The following is a 16,443-nucleotide window of genomic DNA, read 5'->3' as shown; positions in this document are numbered from 1 at the left end:
CGCGGATGCCGGGCGGCCGGCGCATCCGCGTCGGGATCACGTCTTCGTGCGGGCGGTCCGCGCCCGCCGCCACACGGTGACCGCCACCGCGATGAGCGCGAGCACGAGGCTCGGCACGAGCCTGACACCCGCGAGAGCGAGCAGCCCGGTCGACAGCACGGCGGCGACGAGCGCCATCCACCACCCGATCGTCCACCGGCGGAGGATGAGCAGCGCGGCGACCATGCCGACCGCGTAGATCGAGACCATGTTGCTCGTGTGCACGAGGATGAACGGCTCGAGATCGAGGTCGACCACCAGCATGAGCGCGAAGTACACGGCGACGACGGCCATCGTGAGCGACAGCGCGCGCCGCGGGATCCCGCCCGCCTCCTCGCCGCGGCGGAACCACCGCGGCAGGTCGCCGTTCGCGGCGAGCGACGCCCCGAGCTTGCCGAAGGCCGCGAGGTAGGCGTTCATGACGCCCACCGACACGATCGCCGCGACCGCTCCGACCGCGACGGGGCCGAACCCCGGCAACACGGTCTGGGCCAGTGACAGCAGCGGCACTGCATCCGCTCCGGCTCCCTCACCCAGCACGCCCACCGTCGCGATCTGAAGCAGCAGGTACGACGCGCCCGTGAGCACGAGGGCGATCGCGGTCGCGAGCGGGATCACCCTGCGCGGGTTGCGGAACTCCCCCGCGATGTGGGTGCCGACCTCCCACCCCGCGAACGCCCACACGAAGAGGCTGATCGCGATGCCGACGCCGCCCCAGCCGTGCGGGAGGAAAGGGGTGAAGGCGGATGCCTCGACCGCCGGCAACGCAGCGGCGACCACCGCCACGACGACCGAGAGCAGGAGGCCCGTCAATACGAACTGCATCCACCCGGCGACGCGGATGCCGAGCAGGTTCGCACCGAACGGGATCAGCATGATCGCGACCGCGAGGATCGGCACGCCCGCGCGATCGATGCCTGCCACCGCCGCGACGTACTCGGCGCCGAGCACACCCACGACGGGGGCTCCCGCGCACACGCCGAAGTAGAACCAGTAGCCGGTCATGCGCGCCGCGGTCGCACCGAGCGCCCGGCGGACGTAGCTCGCGACTCCCCCGGCATCCGGATACCGCGCCGCCAGCGCGGCGAACGCGCCCGCCAGCGGAATCGACAGCGCGATGACCGCGAGGACCGCGACGACGCTCGCGGGGCCGGCCGCATCGGCGGCGAGCCCGGGCAGCACGAGCAGCCCGGTGCCGAGCACGGACGCGACGTAGAGGGCGGTGCCCTGCACGATCCCCAGTCGGCCGTGGGCGACCACCGGCTGGGGGTGGGTGGTGGTCGTGGTCATCGATCCAGTCTCGGACGGACCCCTGACATCCATGCCCGCACCGGCGGACGTCCGACCGAGGAATCCTGCCAACCCGTGCAGGCGTCGCCGGGGCGACGTCAGAGCGGTTCGACGCCCGCACGTTCGAAGGCGGCGGCCGCGGCATCCGTCGATTCGTCGCGATCGGCCGTCACGAGGCCGAGGCGCGTGCGGCGGTCGACGAGGTCGTCGATCGAGAGGGCACCCTCGGCGCGGACCCCCCACTCGAGCTCCTGCGCGGTGACGCCGCGTGCGGCGGTCGGGCCGCCGGCCAGGCGCGCGACGAACGGGGCCTCGGCGCCGTACCGTCGCACGAGCCGCGGCGGCGCGTCGAGCGACGCGAGCCGCTCGCGTGGCCACGCTCCGACAAGGGGGATCGATCGCGTGCGCGAGCTCGCGACACCACTGCCGAGACGGCTGCGGACGGCGGCATCCACGCCGTCCTGCGCCATGCGCCGGTACGTCGTGAGCTTGCCGCCGACGACGCTCAGCACGCCCGTGGACGACTCGATGATCGCGTGGCGACGCGACAGATCGCTCGTCTCGTCGTGGCGCGGATCGGTGAGCAGCGGCCTGAGGCCGGCGAACGCGCCGATGACGTCGTCGCGCGTGAGCGGCTCCTCGAGGACCGTGTTCATGACGTCGAGCAGCAGGGTCACCTCGTCATCGCCGGGGGTGGGCACGGGCGGAAGCTCCGTGCCCGCGGGGACGTCCGTGATGCCGATGTAGGCCCGCCCGTGCGGCGCGGGCACCGTGAACACGAAGCGGCTGCTCGATCCGGGCACAGGCACCGTGAGCGAGGCGTCGGAGCCGCCGAGACGTGAAGCCTCGACGACGAGGTGCGTTCCGCGACTCGGACGCAGGTGCACGTCGGGGTCGATGCGCCCCGCCCACACGCCGGTCGCGTTGATCACGCAGCGCGCGCGGACGGCGAGCTCCGAGCCCGTCACGCGGTCGCGCAGCCACGCGCCGTCTCCTGTGGCCGACATGACCTCGACCCGGGTGAGGACGGATGCCCCGAACCCCGCCGCCGTGCGCGCGACGGCGACCACGAGACGCACGTCGTCGATGAGCTGGCCGTCCCATCCGCGCATGCCGCCGCGCAGACCTTCGCGACGGACGGCGGGCACGAGCCGGAGCGTCTCGTCGCGGCCGAGCGGTCCGGGCGAGTGCAGCACCGCGTCCGGTGTGCCCACGAGGCGTCGCAGCCCGTCGCCGAGACCGTACCCGAGACCGACGTATGCCCCGCGGGTCATGTGTCCCGGTGCGTACAGCGGAACGACCTGCGCCATTGACCGCGAGAGGTGCGGCGCGAGACGCGTCATGAGCAGGTGACGCTCAGCGGCGCTCTCGCGCGCGATCCCGAACTGGCCCGAGGCGAGGTAGCGCAGACCCCCGTGCACGAGCTTCGAGCTCCATCGGCTCGTGCCGCTCGCGAGGTCGTCGCGCTCGACGAGCACTGTCCTCAGCCCCCGCGACGCGGCGTCGAGGGCGATGCCCGCGCCCGTGATGCCGCCTCCGATGACGAGCACGTCGATCTCACCCGCATCCGCGAGGGCGTCGAGCTCGCGCGCGCGCCGGCGCGCGTCGAGCGCGGTGGAACGGGGCGGTCGGGGCGCCCCGGGTGTGACGGCGCTCACGACGGACGGTATCGGCGGATGACCTCGCCGGGACGGCCGCAGGCGCATGCGCCGTGGGGGGATTGCGACATTCGTCCACCTTATGGCGACTGACATACTGGACGCCATGGATGCGACGCCGCCCGAGCGCGCACCCCTGGCCGTTCCCGCACCGCGCCCGCGTTCGGACTGGGACGCGTGGGGCGCGCACACCGCCAAGCTCCCCGCGGCCGCCCGCACCGTCCTCGCGACGCTGCTGCCCGGCAAGCCGCATCCGATCCCGCGCCGCGACGCCCCCGTGCTCACGCCGTCGCGCATGGGCGACGACGACCTCGCGGCGTTCGCCGCGATCGTCGGCGTGGACCGCGCGACGCGCGACGACGCCGTCCGCACGCTGCACCTCGGAGGCAAGAGCACTCCCGACCTGCTCGCCCGCCGGCTGGACGAGCCGCAGACGGCGCCCGACGCGGTCGTATCGCCCGCGAGCCATGCCGAGGTGCTCGCGGTGCTCAGGGTGTGCGCGCGGCTCGGGATCGCGGTGGTTCCGTTCGGCGGAGGAACGAGCGTCGTCGGCGGCGTGCAGCCCGACCGCGGGCGCCACGATCGCGTGATCGCGCTCGATCTGGCGCGCACCGCCGCCCTGCTCGACCTCGACGAGACATCGCTGCTCGCGACCTTCGGCGCGGGCACGACCGGCCCGCAGGCCGAGGAGCTGCTCGGCGCGCGCGGGTACACGATCGGCCACTTCCCGCAGAGCTTCGAGTACGCGTCCCTCGGAGGCTTCGCGGCGACGCGGTCGAGCGGCCAGGCTTCGCGCGGCTACGGCCGCTTCGACGACCTGGTGCACGCGATGCGCGTCGCGACGCCCGTCGGCGAGGTCGAACTCGGCCGCGCGCCGGCGAGCGCCGCCGGTCCCGACCTGCGCGAGCTGTTCCTCGGCTCCGAGGGTGCGTTCGGCGTGATCACCGAGGTCACGGTCCGCATCCGCCCGGTTCCCGTGGCGACCGTGTGCGGCGCGTGGACGTTCCCCGACTTCGCGGCGGGCGCGTCCGCCATCCGCGAGGCGACGCAGCGCGGCATCCGCCCCACCGTCCTCCGTCTGAGCGACGAGACGGAGACCCGCGTGAACGCGGCGCTCGGGGGTCACCTGCTCCGTCTGCGCGGGTGCCTCGCGATCGCGACGTTCGAGGGTGGGAGCGAAGCGGATGCCGCCGCCGTCCGCGACGCGATGGAGACCGTCTTCGCGGCGCACGGCGCCTCCTCGCGCGGCGAGGACCCGGCGCGCTCGTGGGAGCGCGGACGCTTCTCATCCCCCGCGCTGCGCGACACGCTGCTCGGTGCGGGAGTGCTCGCCGAGACGCTCGAGACCGCCGCCACGTGGGCGAACCTCTCGGCTCTCAAGGCGGCGGTGACGGATGCCCTGCGCGAGACGCTCACGGCGGAGGGGACGAAGCCGATCGTGCTGTGCCACATCTCGCACGTGTACCCGGCGGGCGCGTCGCTCTACTTCACCGTCGTCGCCGCCCTCACAACCGACCCCGTCGCGCAGTGGGCGCGTGCGAAGGACGCCGCGTCGCGTGCGATCGGAGCAGCGGGCGGCACGATCACGCACCACCACGCGGTGGGGCGGGATCACCGCCCCTATCTCGAGGCCGAGATCGGCCCGCTCGGGGTCGCCGTGCTGCAGGCCGTGAAGGACACGCTCGACCCCACGCGCGTCATGAATCCGGGGGCGCTGGTTCCGCCGCGCGACGAGCCGGCATGAGCGTCACGCTCCTCGTGAACCCCGTCGCCCGCGGGGGCGCGCACGCGGGTGCGGCGGAGCAGGCCGCCGAGCGGCTGCGCGCACACGGCATCCGCACCACCATCATCAGCGGCGGCAGCGCCGCCGAGTCGACCGAGCTGCTGCGCACCGCGATCGGGCTCGGCGCGACGGCCGTCGCCGTCGCAGGCGGCGACGGCACGGTGAACCTCGCGCTGCAGGAGCTCGCGGGCACCGGCATCCCGCTGGGGATCATCCCGCTGGGAACGGGGAACGACTTCGCGATGGCGCTCGGCCTGCACGAGCTCGACGTCGCGCAGGCGGCCGAGACGATCGCCGCTGGACGCACACGCACGGTCGATCTCGCTCGCGTCACCCGCCACGACGGGTCCACGGCCCACTTCGGGAGCGTGCTCGCGAGTGGGTTCGACTCGCGCGTCAACGACCGCGCGAACGGCATGCGGTGGCCGCGCGGCGGCTCGCGGTACACGATCGCGCTGCTCATCGAGTTCGCGACGCTCGCCGGCATCCCGTTCGACGTCGAGCTCGAGCTCGAGGACGGCACGACCGCGCGCGTCGACCGCGACCTCGTCATGGCGACGGTGGGCAACGGGCGCTCGTACGGCGGCGGCATCCCGATCTGCCCCGACGCCGATCCCGCCGACGGCCTCCTCGACGTCGTGCTCGTGCGCCCCGCGGGGCGACTCCGCCTGCTGAGGCTGCTCCCCCGCGTCTATCGCGGCACGCACACGTCGATTCCCGAGGTCTCGACCTATCGCGTGCGCTCGGTGCGACTGGCCTCATCCGGCGTGACGGCGTACGCCGACGGAGACCCCATCGGCGCGCTCCCCCTCACGATCGACGTCGCGCCGGGGTCGGTCACCGTGTTCGCGCCGGAGCCGTGACGCGGGGCGGCGGGTGCGGCATCCGGTTCACCCGCCGATGGTCGCGGGCGAGGTCGAGGACCTCGATCCGGGCGACCGCGGAGCAGCGCCGTGGAGATGCGCTCAGGCGGATGCGAGCCCGGCGGCGCGGAGCTTCTCGACGACCATCACCCGAAGCTCTTCGGGGGCCTTCTCACGGCACGCCCGGGCGACGGCCTCGGTCAGTGTGCGCGCGACGTGCGCCTCGTCGGCGCAGCCCTCGCAATGGGCGAGGTGCTCGGCGATGTCGGCGCGTTCGGTCGAGCACACCTCGTTCCGCAGGTACTCCTCGAGGTCGCGCCGCGCCTTCTCACAGCCGCAGTCGGTCATCTCTTGCTCCTCGCGGCGGTCGCCTTGCGACCGCTGTTCTCGGTGTCCGCGGCGATGCCGCGTTCTTTCGCGTAATCGGCGAGCAGGTCACGCAGCAGCCGCCTTCCACGATGAAGGCGGCTCATGACCGTGCCGATCGGGGTCTTCATGATGTCTGCGATCTCTTGATACGAGAATCCCTCGACGTCGGCAAGATACACCGCGAGCCGGAAATCCTCGGGGATCGACTGCAGCGCTTCCTTCACGATCGAGGCGGGCATGCGGTCGATCGCCTCAGCCTCGGCCGAGCGCGTGCGCGTCGCCGTCGTGGACTCGGCTCCGCCGAGCTGCCAGTCCTCGAGATCGTCGATCGTCCCCTGGTACGGCTCGCGCTGCTTCTTGCGGTACGTGTTGATGTACGTGTTCGTCAGGATGCGGTAGAGCCACGCCTTGAGGTTCGTGCCCTGCGTGAACGTCGCCCACGACGAGAACGCCTTCACGAACGTCTCCTGCACGAGGTCGGCGGCGTCGGACGGATTGCGCGTCATGCGCATCGCGGCCGCGTACAGCTGGTCCATGAATGGGAGCGCCTGCTCCTCGAACTGGGCTCGCACGTCGACCGGCCCGTCGCTCGTGGCGTCGGAGTCGGGTGCGTCGGCGGTGCGCGGCGGGAGGGCGTGCGACGGATCGGTCATCACCGGCCAGCCTAGCGCCGGCGCCTGGGCGGACGACGAGATGCGCGTCGACAGGGTCGACGGCCGCTCGAGGGTGGCAATCATCGTGTGTCCGCTCCGCTGGTTCGGGTGAGGGGTTCGTTAGGGTAGAACCCGATGACTGCCGACGGGTATTCCCCCCGCACGAAGCCGGGTGCTCCGGTCAAGGCCTGGAGCGCACCGGTGGCCGTCGAGCCGCTCCACGCGACACTCACCGTCCCCGCCTCCAAGTCCCTCACGAATCGTGAGCTGATCCTCGCCGCGCTGGCCGAGTCGCCCAGCCGGCTCGCCTCTCCGCTGCACTCCGACGATTCGGCGCGCATGATCGAGGCGCTGCGCGCGCTCGGGGTCTCGATCGAGCCCGAGCCGGGCGAGGGCGAGTTCGGCGACGACCTCATCGTGACGCCGATGTGGCCGCTCGACGGCGGCGGCACGGTCGACTGCGGGCAGGCCGGCACGGTCATGCGGTTCGTCACGGCGCTCGCGGGTTTCGCGCAGGGCGACGTCACGATCACGGCGCACGAGAGCGCGTTGCACCGCCCCATGGGGCAGATGATCAAGGCGCTGCGCGACGTGGGCGTCGACATCGACGACGGCGGGCGCTGGGCCCTCCCCTTCGTCGTGCGCGGGCACGGCCACGTGCGCGGCGGCGAGGTGACGATCGATGCGAGCACCTCGAGCCAGTTCGTGTCGGGACTTCTGCTGGCGGCTCCGCGCTTCGACGTCGGCCTCCACCTCGTGCACTCCGGTGAGCGGCTGCCGAGCATTCCGCACATCGACATGACGGTCGAAGCACTCGGGCGCCGCGGCGTGCACGTCGAGCGCCCCGCCCCCGGTGAATGGATCGTCCCCGCGGGCTCGCTGCGCGGCAAGGAGCTCGCGATCGAGCCCGACCTCTCCAACGCGGCGCCGTTCCTCGCCGCCGCGATGATCGCGGGCGGCTCCGTATCGGTGAAGGGCTGGCCCGCCCACTCGACGCAGCCGGGCGCCATGCTCGGCGACATCCTGTCGCTCATGGGCGCGCGCGTCGTCCGCCGGGGCGGCGCCCTCACCGTGACCGCCGGCCCTGCCATCACCGGCATCGACCTCGACCTCTCGGCCGCGGGTGAGCTGACCCCGACGATCTTCGCGCTCGCCGCGTTCGCCGACGGGCCGACGACCCTCCACGGCATCGGGCACATCCGCGGTCACGAGACCGACCGCATCGCCGCGCTCATCGGCGAGCTGCGCCGCCTCGGCGGCGAGGCGCACGAACTCGAAGACGGCATCCGGATCGTTCCCCAGCCGCTGCACGGCGGCACGTGGCGCGCCCATCACGACCACCGCATGGCCACCACCGGCGCGCTCATCGGCCTCGCGGTGCCCGGAGTGGAGGTCGACGACATCGGCACCACCGCGAAGACCATGCCGCAGTTCGTGCAGCTGTGGGCGCGGATGCTCGAAGGCGACGACACGGATGCGACGACCACGACCCGCCCGCACAGTGTGCAGGACCTCGCTTCGTGAAGTGAAAGACAGAGGGTGAGGAGCGCCGCGCGATGAGCTGGCTCGAACCGGACGACGAAGACGACGAGCCCGAGTTCGACGAGGAAGACGTGCGGGTTCGGCCCAACCCGAAAGCCAACCGCCCCCGCACGAAGCGTCGCCCGAAGCACACGGATGCCACGATCGCGCGCGTCCTGGGCGTCGACCGAGGCCGGTACACGGTGCTCGTCGACGAGAACCTCCCCACCGAGCGCCCCGTCTCGGCGGTGCGCGCTCGCGAGCTGCGCAAGACGCCGATCGTCACGGGCGACCGCGCCCGCGTCGTGGGCGACACATCGGGCGACGAAGGCACGCTCGCACGCATCGTCGGGATCGAGGAGCGCACGTCGCTGCTGCGCCGCTCCGCCGACGACACCGACCAGGTCGAGCGTGTCATCGTCGCGAACGCCGACCAGATGCTCATCGTCGTCGCGGCGGCCGATCCCGAGCCGCGTCCCCGGCTCGTCGACCGGTACCTCGTGGCGGCGCTGGACGCCGGCATCCGTCCGCTCCTCGTCGTGACGAAGACGGATCTCGCCGACCCGTCCGAGTTCCTCGCGCACTTCGACGGCGTCGACCTCGAGGTGTTCACGAGCCGGCAGGACGACATGCCGCTCGAGCGCATCGGCCAGGCGCTCGTCGGTCACTCGACCGTGTTCGTCGGGCACTCCGGCGTCGGCAAGTCGACCCTCGTCAACGCACTCGTGCCGACCGCGGGCCGCGCGACCGGCGACGTCAACGAGGTGACCGGCCGCGGGCGGCACACCTCGAGCTCGACCGTGTCGCTGCGCTATCGCGGCGAGGGCGGCACCGGGTGGGTCATCGACACCCCCGGCGTGCGCTCGTTCGGACTCGGGCACGTCGACCCCGCGAACATCCTCGCCGCGTTCACCGACCTCGCCGAGATCGCCGAGGACTGCCCGCGCGGGTGCACGCACCTGCCGGACGCCCCCGACTGCGCGATCGTCGAGGCCGTCGCCGAGGGAAGACTCGGACCGAGAGGCGCGGCCCGCCTCGACTCGCTGCAGCGCCTGCTCGCGACCTTCGCCGACCGGTGATCGGGGCGCGGCGCACCCGCCGTACGCTGGATGGATGACCTCCGCACGCCTCGAACCCGGCTCCCCCGCACCCGACTTCACGCTCATCGACCAGGACGAGCGCCCGGTCTCCTTGGCGGACCTCCGCGGCGGCCGCGTCATCCTCTTCTTCTACCCCGCCGCGATGACGCCCGGGTGCACGAAGGAGGCGTGCGACTTCCGCGACAGCCTTGCGCCCCTGCAGGCCGCTGGGTACACGGTGCTCGGCATCTCGCGCGACGACACCGAGAAGCTGCGGCGGTTCCGCGAGCGCGACGGCCTCACGTACGACCTGCTGAGCGACCCCGACCACACCGTGCACGAGGCCTACGGCGCGTGGGGCGAGAAGGTGAACTACGGCAAGAAGATCGAGGGCGTCATCCGCTCGACGTTCGTCATCGATCCGGACGGGCGCATCGAGCACGCGCTGTACAACGTGCGGGCCACCGGTCACGTTGCCCGGGTGCGCACGCTGTTGGGCGTGTGATCGCGCGCCGGCCTCGCGTCGGCGATCAGGAAGCGTCGGATGCCTCGGTCTTCGCGCGTCCGGCAGCGCGCGCCGCGAGGATCAGCAGCACGAGCGCGACGATCGCCGGCACAGCGATCGCGAGCGCGATGAGCGGGTGGGCGTAGTCCCCGGTGGCCGCGCCGAGCGCGACCGCGAGGATGAGCACCTGTGCGACGATGCCGCCCGAGCGCCCCCATGAGCGAGCGCGCCACACCGCGACCGCGAACGCGAGCAGCGCCGCGGCCCCGACGACGGTGAGCACCAGCAGCGCGATCGCGCTCTCGATGGACCCGGTGTCGCCCTGCGCCATCGCCACGACCTGCCACACCGCGAGCGCCGCGAGCGCCAGTCCCTCGAGACCGACGAGGACGGCGGCGATGCGCGCGGGGGTGTTTGTGCCCATGGTCCAGGGTCTCCGTTCGTGTGGTCAGACGTTGTTGTGGGGTTTCTCCATAGCCTGGAGAGAACTCTCAGCAATGCCTCACAGGTTCGGCCTCTGAACCCTTGATTCAGGTGAATCGCTATGGGACGATTGCTTAAGCAGTGTGCTCCCACAGCGTTGTGGGGCGAGTATCGCTCGCACTCCCACAGGGTATCGGAACCCGAATCCGGGCTCTGTTCTGATCATCATTCCGCATCAAGGAGCACAACCATGGATTGGCGCGACAAAGCCGCCTGCCTCACCGTCGACCCCGAACTCTTCTTCCCTGTGGGCAACACCGGCCCCGCGGTCGACCAGATCGAGAAGGCCAAGGCCGTCTGCGCCCGTTGCACCGTGACCGAGATCTGCCTGCAGTACGCCCTCGAGACCGGACAGGACTCGGGCGTGTGGGGCGGTCTCTCCGAGGACGAGCGGCGCGCTCTCAAGCGCCGCGCCGCCCGCGCGCGCCGAGCTTCCTGAGGCGACCATCCCTGTACCGGGCGCAACCCGGTACAGCCGGCACCGCCGCGCCGCCCGCGCGCCGAGCTTCCTGAGGCGACGCCGATGATCCCGGATGCCGCGGCTGCCGCATCCGTCTCGCTCAGTTCGTCGCGCGCTTGATGTAGCGCAGCGGGATCTCGATCGTCACCTCGGTGCCGCTGCCCACGAGCGTGTGCCAGTCGATCGTGCCGCCGAGCTCGCCCTGGATGAGCGTGCGGACGATCTGCGTGCCGAGCCCGCGACCCACCTGGCCCTCGGGCAGCCCGACGCCGGTGTCGCGCACGCGCACCTCGAGACGCTCGTCGGTGCGGTCCGCGATGATCTCGACGTCGCCCTCCTGCCCCGCGAGGCCGTGTTCGACCGCGTTCGTGACGAGCTCGGTGAGCGCGAGCGCGAGCGGAGTCGCGTATTCGCTCGGCAGCGTGCCGAACTTGCCCGTCGAGCGGGTCCTCGCGCGGGTGTTGGGGGCAGCGGCGACCTCCGCCACGAGCTTGAGCACGCGTGCGAAGACGTCGTCGAAGTCGACGCTCTGCGTGAGGCCCTCCGACAGCGTGTCGTGCACGACCGCGATCGCCGACACGCGGCGCATGGCCTGCGTGAGCGCCTCGCGCGCCTCGTCGGAGTGCGTGCGCCGCGCCTGGATGCGCAGCAGGGATGCGACCGTCTGCAGGTTGTTCTTGACGCGGTGGTGGATCTCGCGGATCGTCGCGTCTTTCGTGATGAGCTCCTGCTCCTGGTGCCGCATCTCGGTCACATCGCGGCAGAGCACGATCGCGCCGATGCGCGTGCCGTGGTCGCGCAGCGGGATCGTGCGCAGCGAGACGGTGACGCCGCGCGCCTCGATGTCGGTGCGCCACGGGGCACGGCCGGTCACGACGACCGGCAGCGACTCGTCGAACTGGCGCTTCTCGGGGAGGATCCGCGTGACGACCTCGACGAGGGACTCGCCCTCGAGCTCGTCGTCGAACCCGAGGCGGTTGAACGCCGACAGCGCGTTCGGGCTCGCGAACGTCGTGATGCCGTCGACGTCGAGCCGGATGAGCCCGTCTGACGCGCGCGGCGCGCCGCGACGGGGCCCGGTGGGCGCCGACAGGTCGGGGAAGTCGCCCGTCGCGATCATGCCGAACAGGTCGTCGGCACAGTCGTTGAACGTGATCTGCTGACGCGACGGCGTGCGCGTCTCGCCGAGGTTCGTGTGTCGCGTGAGCACGCCGATCACGCGCGGCTCCTCCCCCTGCTGCGCGTGATCGCGCACGATCGGCACCGCCCTCACGCGTGTGGGGGTCTCTTCGAACCAGTCGGGCGAGGCCGAATCGACGATCCGCACGGTCGTGAACGCGTCGCGCACCTGCGTGCGCCACTGCGGTCGAACGCGGTCACCCACGATGTCGCGGTAGAAGAGCGTCGCGGCGCTGCTCGGGCGCGTGTGCGCGACGGCGATGAACGAGTCGTCGGCGGTGGGCGCCCAGATCACGATGTCGGCGAAGGCGAGGTCGGCGAGCAGCTGCCCGTCCCCGGCGAGGCGGTGCAGCCATTCGACATCCGCTTCGCTCGAGAGGCCTTGGGCGTATACGAGATCGCTGAGCGTCGACACCCGTCCAGCCTAGAGGCGACGGGCGGATGCCGCGTTCCGCCGCTCTCCTGCCGTCGTCGCGACGAGGGCTCAGCCCGCGACCAGTGCCTCCCGCTTCCGGCGCGGGCGACGACGCGGGGTGCGCGGCGCCGCCCGCTCGGCCGGCGGGACGACCGCCTCTCCGACGAACCGCCGCAGTGCGAGCGCGAACGCCGACCGCGGGGCGACCTCGGCGATCGGCCGCGCGGCGAGCAGCGAGGCATCCGCCGCCTTCGGATCGGACGGCACGAACCACACGTCCTCGATCCCCGCGAACCGGTCGAGCGTGCGGCGGGTCTGACCGCGTGCGTCGATTCCGAGCGCGCCTCCGCGGAGCCGGTTCGCGACGACGGCGACGGGCGTCGCGCCGATCGTCGAGCGCAGGTCGGGGTAGGCGCGCAGGAATCGTGAGACTCCGACGGGGTCGGCGCCGACGACGGCGACCACGAGGTCGGCGCTGCGCAGGGCGGCGAGCGTCGCGGCGTTGCGTCGCGGCCCCGCGAGGTCGCTCACGATCTCCTCGTCGCGCTCGAGCGGCGAGGCGACGTCGACGACGGTGTGCTCCGCCCAGTCACGGCATGCCGCGAGCGCCGCGGTGACGCGCGCGTCGCTCAGCTCGGGCCAGCGCGACGGTCTGTTGACGCCGGTGAGCACGTCGACGCCGGATCGCCCGAGCGGCGTGGAGATGCGTGTGAGCTCGCGTGCGTCCAGTCCACCGAGCTCCGCCTGGCGGCATGCGGCGGCGAACCCGGGACCCTCGTCGGCGAGGCCGAGAACGAGCGCGAGTGATGGCGCGTGCGAATCCGCGTCGACGAGTCCGACGTGCCGGCCGCCTCGCGCGAGCTCGACGGCGAGATCGATCGCGATGGTCGTGCGCCCCGGAGAACCTGCAGGACCCCACACGACGACCACTCGCGGCCCGTCCGCACCGAGCAGGCGCTCACCGGGCGCGGACTCGGGCTCGGGCGGCCACGCGTCGAAGTGCGGGATGACCGGCGGAAGGGCGACCTCGCCGTGCGACTCGCCTTGCGTCTGACGCGGAGCCGGCTCGACTCGCGCGGATGCGAGGCGCGGCGTCTCGAGGCTCTCGGCGAGCCGCCACGGCTCGACGTCGACGGGCATCGCCGGCGGGAGGCCGAACAGGCCCGCGATCCGCTCGTCGCCCGGAGCGGCGCTCAGCGGCGCGATGCGCACGCCCCGGCGGTCGCACAGCTTCACGACATCAGCGGTGAGGGTGTCGCGCGATGCCTGAAGCACCACGACGTCGACATCCTCGATGAGAGTTGCGGCCGACCCGGTGTCGGCGCCGTAGGCGGCCGGGTCGCCCGCGGCGAGCGACAGGGCGGATGCCGCGACCACCGCCGCCACCTCGACGCCTTCGCGCTCGAGACCCGCGACGAGGCCCTCGGACCACGGCTCGTCGACCGCGACGAGGACCCTCATCGCGGTGCCGCCGCGGGGACGATCGACAGCGCCGAGTCGTCGGACATCGCCGCGAGGAGACCGGCGACCTCGGCGCGCGGCACGACGAGCTCGAGAGCGGCGGATGCCCCGCCGATGACGCCCTCGTCGCGCGTGACCGACACGACCGACGCGTCGGCCACCAGGATGCGCGGCGTCTCGTAGCGACCGCGCTCGACGAGAGGCGCGGCCCAGACCTCGACGAGCGATCCGGTGCGCACCGACTCGGGCACGTCGACGGCGCTGCGCACCACGACGTGCGTCGTGTCGGCTCTCGACGCGTCGCCCACGGCGCTGAGTGGAACGAGCTCGCCCGACTCGATCGTGCGGGTCGCGATGACGCCGTCGGCGAGCGCGTCGGGAGCCAGGTACACGTCGACGGTGCGACCGAGCGCGACATCGACCGTGCGGACGTCGCCGGCGGCGACCGCCTGGCCCGCCACGATCGTGCGGGCTGCGGCGAGCACCGGAACCGTCTGACGCGAGGCCGAGACGACGAACCACACGCCCGCGATCGACGCGACGACCACTACCACGCCGATGAGGAATCGGGCGTCGGACCAGAACGGCTTCGGGCGTGGTCGGGAGGCGTCGATCGCGGTCATGCCAACCATCGTGACCCAGGCCGCGGAGTGCCCCTCTCGGTTATCCACAGACCGGGATGCGACATGCCGCATACCCCGCGGGGCCACGATAATCGGAGACATGTCCGCGACCCCGTCCGACTCCCGGCTGCTCGCCCCCGCGCAGGTCGCCGAGCTTCTCGGCATATCGGTCGACGAGGTCGTCGACCTCGTCCGGACGGCCCGCATCCGTGGAGTCCGGATCGGATCCGCCGCGCAGATGCGCATCTTCGCGCGCAGCGTGAACGAGTACCTGGACGACCTCGCGGAGGAGGAGCGGCTCGCGGCCCTGTGGCGCCAGTCGAACGAGGCGAGCTTCCCCGAACTGTGGGGCACGGGCGTCGTCCGGAACGCCGACTGAGGCATCCGCCCCGTCTTCTCCCGATGGTCGACCGCCGTCAGATCACGCCTGCCGGGCCATCGAGCCGCACCCACGCGATCGATGAGAACGGGATCAAGCGGTAGCCGATCACGTCGGACGCGCGTCTCGGCGCACCCGGTTCATGCAGAGCGAGGTCGAGGTGGTCGGCCCCGGCGCGGTCGATCGTGCCGGTGAGCGCGCGACCGGCGGTGAGGTGCACCGCCACTCCGGCGCGGCGGCGCACGAGATCGCGCAGGACGAAGCCGAACGTCATCCGGTCGGTGAGCGATGAACGGGCCTCGACCGGACGCGCGCTGCGCAGGATGTCCGCGTAGCCGGCGCCGATCGCCACGATGGACGTGAGCGGCACGAGCGCGGCCCCCGCGCGCGAGTCGACGGGATCGAGCGCCACCCAGTCGGCCCCGATGCTGGAGACCTCGGCCGCGATGACGCCGCCGTCGGTCAGTTCGAACGACGGAGCGGCTGCTGTGCGCTCGCGACCCCGAAGGGCCGCGAGGCGGTCGTGAAGCGGCACACGCGAGAGGCGCAGACGCTCGGCCTCGGTGTCGAGCGCCGCGCGCTCCGCCTCCCACTCCGAGGCGAACTGAGCCTCCAGGTCGTCGAAGAAGCGATCCCAGCGCACCACGCGAGCGTAGGGCACGCGGCGACGGGCGCCCGCAGTTATCCACAGCGTCCCGAACCTGAATTTCTCCTGAGAGTTCGTTCGTGTTCTACTGAGGACACCCCCTCCCGATCGACATCCCCCCACGTCGAGATAGGTCACGCATGGCAACGATGCCCGCGGGCGCCGCCCGCGCATATCCAAGAGACGATCCGTTTGACATCACCCGGCACTTCGCCCCCCAGCGAACTTCGACTGCGGCACTCCCCGACCCGGGGCCGCTTCTGCGCAACCTCACGGTCGGCGTGCTCGAGGTCTTCGCCGGCGTTCGCGATGTCGACCAGCTCGCACGCTGGCTGAGCGAAGACGCGTACCGCAAGCTCGTCACGCGCTCGAACCTCGCCGCCCGCGCACGGAGCGCACGCGGCGTGCCTGCGTCGCGACCGGTGCATGCGATCCTGTCGGTGCATCACTCCTCCCCCGCCGACGGCATCGTCGAGGGCGTCGTGATCGTCGCCGGGCCCGCGCGGACCCGCGCCGTGGCGATGCGGCTCGAGGGCACCGACCGGCGCTGGCGCGCGACGTCGCTCGCGCTGCTCTGACGGTCGTCGCGGTACGGCGGCAGAGATCCCGACGGGCCTCAGCCCTCGTCGATCAGCTCGAGGAGCTTCTTGAGCGCGTCGCGGATCTCGGTGTGGTCGTACTGACCGGCACGGCTCTCGGCCGAGATGACGCCCGAGCGATGCACCTTTCGGAAGTCGCCGAACGGGAACGAGTACGCCTGTTTCGTCTCGCGGTTCTCGGACTTGTCGATGCCGAGGTGCCAGTGCGAGAACTCGGTCCACCCCTCACGCTCGATGAAGGCGTTCTCCTCATCGGCGGTGGGCGCGGCTTCCGACCAGTCGTCCCGCTCGTCCCTGACGACCTTGCCCTCGCGGATGAGTGCGCGGGCGTGCTTCAGTGCGGGTTGGTTCAGTTCGATGGCCATGCGCGCGACGCTACGTCGCCCGTGTGGCGACCCACGAGGGTCTTGACGGATGCCCCGCCCGTCGTTCTCGCGG

18 protein-coding genes are annotated in these 16,443 nt (G+C 72.2%); 8 read left to right on the top strand and 10 right to left on the bottom strand.

The genetic code is table 11. The annotated features are described in order from the left end of the window. Window positions 1-36: 36 nt before the first annotated feature. Complete coding sequence (locus VNR19_RS06830; protein WP_325725172.1) at window positions 37-1,329, bottom strand: APC family permease; 1,293 nt, start codon at window positions 1,327-1,329, stop codon at window positions 37-39. Window positions 1,330-1,427: 98 nt separating this feature from the next. After that, on the bottom strand, window positions 1,428-2,987 hold the full coding sequence (locus VNR19_RS06825; protein ID WP_325725171.1) for a glycerol-3-phosphate dehydrogenase/oxidase: 1,560 nt from the start codon (window positions 2,985-2,987) through the stop codon (window positions 1,428-1,430). A gap of 106 nt (window positions 2,988-3,093) precedes the next feature. Between VNR19_RS06825 and VNR19_RS06820 the strand changes: the two genes are divergently transcribed. Further along, window positions 3,094-4,731 carry an FAD-binding oxidoreductase gene (locus VNR19_RS06820; RefSeq protein ID WP_325725169.1) on the top strand — a complete coding sequence of 546 codons (1,638 nt, stop codon included), beginning with the start codon at window positions 3,094-3,096 and terminating at the stop codon, window positions 4,729-4,731. Then, a complete protein-coding gene (locus VNR19_RS06815; protein ID WP_325725167.1) occupies window positions 4,728-5,633 on the top strand; it encodes a diacylglycerol kinase in 906 nt (301 codons plus the stop codon). Before VNR19_RS06820 ends, VNR19_RS06815 begins: the two co-directional genes overlap by 4 nt. Before the next feature lie 102 nt (window positions 5,634-5,735). Here the strand turns inward: VNR19_RS06815 and VNR19_RS06810 are convergent, their stop codons facing one another. Next, window positions 5,736-5,981, bottom strand: a complete 246-nt coding sequence (locus VNR19_RS06810; RefSeq protein WP_325725165.1) for a zf-HC2 domain-containing protein — start codon at window positions 5,979-5,981, stop codon at window positions 5,736-5,738. Further along, complete coding sequence (locus VNR19_RS06805) at window positions 5,978-6,739, bottom strand: sigma-70 family RNA polymerase sigma factor (protein WP_325725163.1); 762 nt, start codon at window positions 6,737-6,739, stop codon at window positions 5,978-5,980. The genes VNR19_RS06810 and VNR19_RS06805 overlap by 4 nt, the downstream gene beginning before the upstream one ends. Window positions 6,740-6,790: 51 nt before the next feature. On the opposite strand from VNR19_RS06805, the gene aroA reads away from it, so the two are divergent. Genes aroA through bcp form a run of 3 tightly spaced genes read left to right on the top strand, consistent with a single transcriptional unit; the run spans window position 6,791 to window position 9,760 of the window. Continuing rightward, window positions 6,791-8,179, top strand: a complete 1,389-nt coding sequence (gene aroA, locus VNR19_RS06800) for a 3-phosphoshikimate 1-carboxyvinyltransferase (protein WP_325725161.1) — start codon at window positions 6,791-6,793, stop codon at window positions 8,177-8,179. A gap of 32 nt (window positions 8,180-8,211) precedes the next feature. Next, complete coding sequence (gene rsgA, locus VNR19_RS06795; protein WP_325725158.1) at window positions 8,212-9,255, top strand: ribosome small subunit-dependent GTPase A; 1,044 nt, start codon at window positions 8,212-8,214, stop codon at window positions 9,253-9,255. Between the two features lie 34 nt (window positions 9,256-9,289). Further along, window positions 9,290-9,760, top strand: a complete 471-nt coding sequence (bcp, locus tag VNR19_RS06790; RefSeq protein ID WP_325725156.1) for a thioredoxin-dependent thiol peroxidase — start codon at window positions 9,290-9,292, stop codon at window positions 9,758-9,760. Between the two features lie 25 nt (window positions 9,761-9,785). Here bcp and VNR19_RS06785 read toward each other — a convergent pair whose 3' ends face one another. Next, on the bottom strand, window positions 9,786-10,184 hold the full coding sequence (locus VNR19_RS06785; RefSeq protein ID WP_325725154.1) for a histidine kinase: 399 nt from the start codon (window positions 10,182-10,184) through the stop codon (window positions 9,786-9,788). 249 nt (window positions 10,185-10,433) lie between these two features. Between VNR19_RS06785 and VNR19_RS06780 the strand changes: the two genes are divergently transcribed. Further along, window positions 10,434-10,682, top strand: a complete 249-nt coding sequence (locus VNR19_RS06780) for a WhiB family transcriptional regulator (protein ID WP_039397845.1) — start codon at window positions 10,434-10,436, stop codon at window positions 10,680-10,682. A 121-nt stretch (window positions 10,683-10,803) separates the two neighbouring features. On the opposite strand, the gene VNR19_RS06775 is transcribed toward VNR19_RS06780, so the two are convergent. From VNR19_RS06775 to VNR19_RS06765, 3 genes are all read right to left on the bottom strand, one after another. Continuing rightward, the gene (locus tag VNR19_RS06775; protein WP_325725152.1) at window positions 10,804-12,297 is read right to left on the bottom strand and encodes a sensor histidine kinase; all 1,494 of its coding nucleotides are present in this window, start codon (window positions 12,295-12,297) and stop codon (window positions 10,804-10,806) included. Window positions 12,298-12,366: 69 nt separating this feature from the next. Beyond that, window positions 12,367-13,758, bottom strand: coding sequence for a CpaE/TadZ family protein (locus tag VNR19_RS06770; protein WP_325725150.1), 1,392 nt, complete (start codon window positions 13,756-13,758; stop codon window positions 12,367-12,369). After that, entirely contained in the window at window positions 13,755-14,381 is a 627-nt protein-coding gene (locus tag VNR19_RS06765) for an SAF domain-containing protein (protein WP_325725148.1), read from the bottom strand. Before VNR19_RS06765 ends, VNR19_RS06770 begins: the two co-directional genes overlap by 4 nt. Before the next feature lie 100 nt (window positions 14,382-14,481). On the opposite strand from VNR19_RS06765, the gene VNR19_RS06760 reads away from it, so the two are divergent. Next, window positions 14,482-14,760, top strand: a complete 279-nt coding sequence (locus tag VNR19_RS06760; RefSeq protein ID WP_325725146.1) for a helix-turn-helix domain-containing protein — start codon at window positions 14,482-14,484, stop codon at window positions 14,758-14,760. A gap of 37 nt (window positions 14,761-14,797) precedes the next feature. Here VNR19_RS06760 and VNR19_RS06755 read toward each other — a convergent pair whose 3' ends face one another. Further along, the gene (locus VNR19_RS06755; RefSeq protein ID WP_325725144.1) at window positions 14,798-15,403 is read right to left on the bottom strand and encodes a hypothetical protein; all 606 of its coding nucleotides are present in this window, start codon (window positions 15,401-15,403) and stop codon (window positions 14,798-14,800) included. 152 nt (window positions 15,404-15,555) lie between these two features. On the opposite strand from VNR19_RS06755, the gene VNR19_RS06750 reads away from it, so the two are divergent. Beyond that, window positions 15,556-15,984, top strand: coding sequence for an Rv3235 family protein (locus tag VNR19_RS06750; RefSeq protein ID WP_414684126.1), 429 nt, complete (start codon window positions 15,556-15,558; stop codon window positions 15,982-15,984). Between the two features lie 38 nt (window positions 15,985-16,022). Here VNR19_RS06750 and VNR19_RS06745 read toward each other — a convergent pair whose 3' ends face one another. Beyond that, the gene (locus tag VNR19_RS06745) at window positions 16,023-16,370 is read right to left on the bottom strand and encodes a hypothetical protein (protein WP_325725140.1); all 348 of its coding nucleotides are present in this window, start codon (window positions 16,368-16,370) and stop codon (window positions 16,023-16,025) included. Window positions 16,371-16,443: the final 73 nt, after the last annotated feature.

This window comes from Microbacterium sp. (genome assembly GCF_035556355.1).
Classification (GTDB): domain Bacteria; phylum Actinomycetota; class Actinomycetes; order Actinomycetales; family Microbacteriaceae; genus Microbacterium.
This window is presented reverse-complemented; position numbering and strand designations above follow the sequence as displayed.

Bases quoted from the DNA above. Each gene is read 5' to 3' on its own strand.
- VNR19_RS06830 (WP_325725172.1), bottom strand. From the start codon at position 1,329: ATGACCACGACCACCACCCACCCCCAGCCGGTGGTCGCCCACGGCCGA.
- VNR19_RS06820 (WP_325725169.1), top strand. From the start codon at position 3,094: ATGGATGCGACGCCGCCCGAGCGCGCACCCCTGGCCGTTCCCGCACCG.
- VNR19_RS06815 (WP_325725167.1), top strand. From the start codon at position 4,728: ATGAGCGTCACGCTCCTCGTGAACCCCGTCGCCCGCGGGGGCGCGCAC.
- VNR19_RS06810 (WP_325725165.1), bottom strand. From the start codon at position 5,981: ATGACCGACTGCGGCTGTGAGAAGGCGCGGCGCGACCTCGAGGAGTAC.
- VNR19_RS06805 (WP_325725163.1), bottom strand. From the start codon at position 6,739: ATGATTGCCACCCTCGAGCGGCCGTCGACCCTGTCGACGCGCATCTCG.
- aroA (WP_325725161.1), top strand. From the start codon at position 6,791: ATGACTGCCGACGGGTATTCCCCCCGCACGAAGCCGGGTGCTCCGGTC.
- rsgA (WP_325725158.1), top strand. From the start codon at position 8,212: ATGAGCTGGCTCGAACCGGACGACGAAGACGACGAGCCCGAGTTCGAC.
- bcp (WP_325725156.1), top strand. From the start codon at position 9,290: ATGACCTCCGCACGCCTCGAACCCGGCTCCCCCGCACCCGACTTCACG.
- VNR19_RS06785 (WP_325725154.1), bottom strand. From the start codon at position 10,184: ATGGGCACAAACACCCCCGCGCGCATCGCCGCCGTCCTCGTCGGTCTC.
- VNR19_RS06780 (WP_039397845.1), top strand. From the start codon at position 10,434: ATGGATTGGCGCGACAAAGCCGCCTGCCTCACCGTCGACCCCGAACTC.
- VNR19_RS06770 (WP_325725150.1), bottom strand. From the start codon at position 13,758: ATGAGGGTCCTCGTCGCGGTCGACGAGCCGTGGTCCGAGGGCCTCGTC.
- VNR19_RS06765 (WP_325725148.1), bottom strand. From the start codon at position 14,381: ATGACCGCGATCGACGCCTCCCGACCACGCCCGAAGCCGTTCTGGTCC.
- VNR19_RS06760 (WP_325725146.1), top strand. From the start codon at position 14,482: ATGTCCGCGACCCCGTCCGACTCCCGGCTGCTCGCCCCCGCGCAGGTC.
- VNR19_RS06750 (WP_414684126.1), top strand. From the start codon at position 15,556: ATGCCCGCGGGCGCCGCCCGCGCATATCCAAGAGACGATCCGTTTGAC.
- VNR19_RS06745 (WP_325725140.1), bottom strand. From the start codon at position 16,370: ATGGCCATCGAACTGAACCAACCCGCACTGAAGCACGCCCGCGCACTC.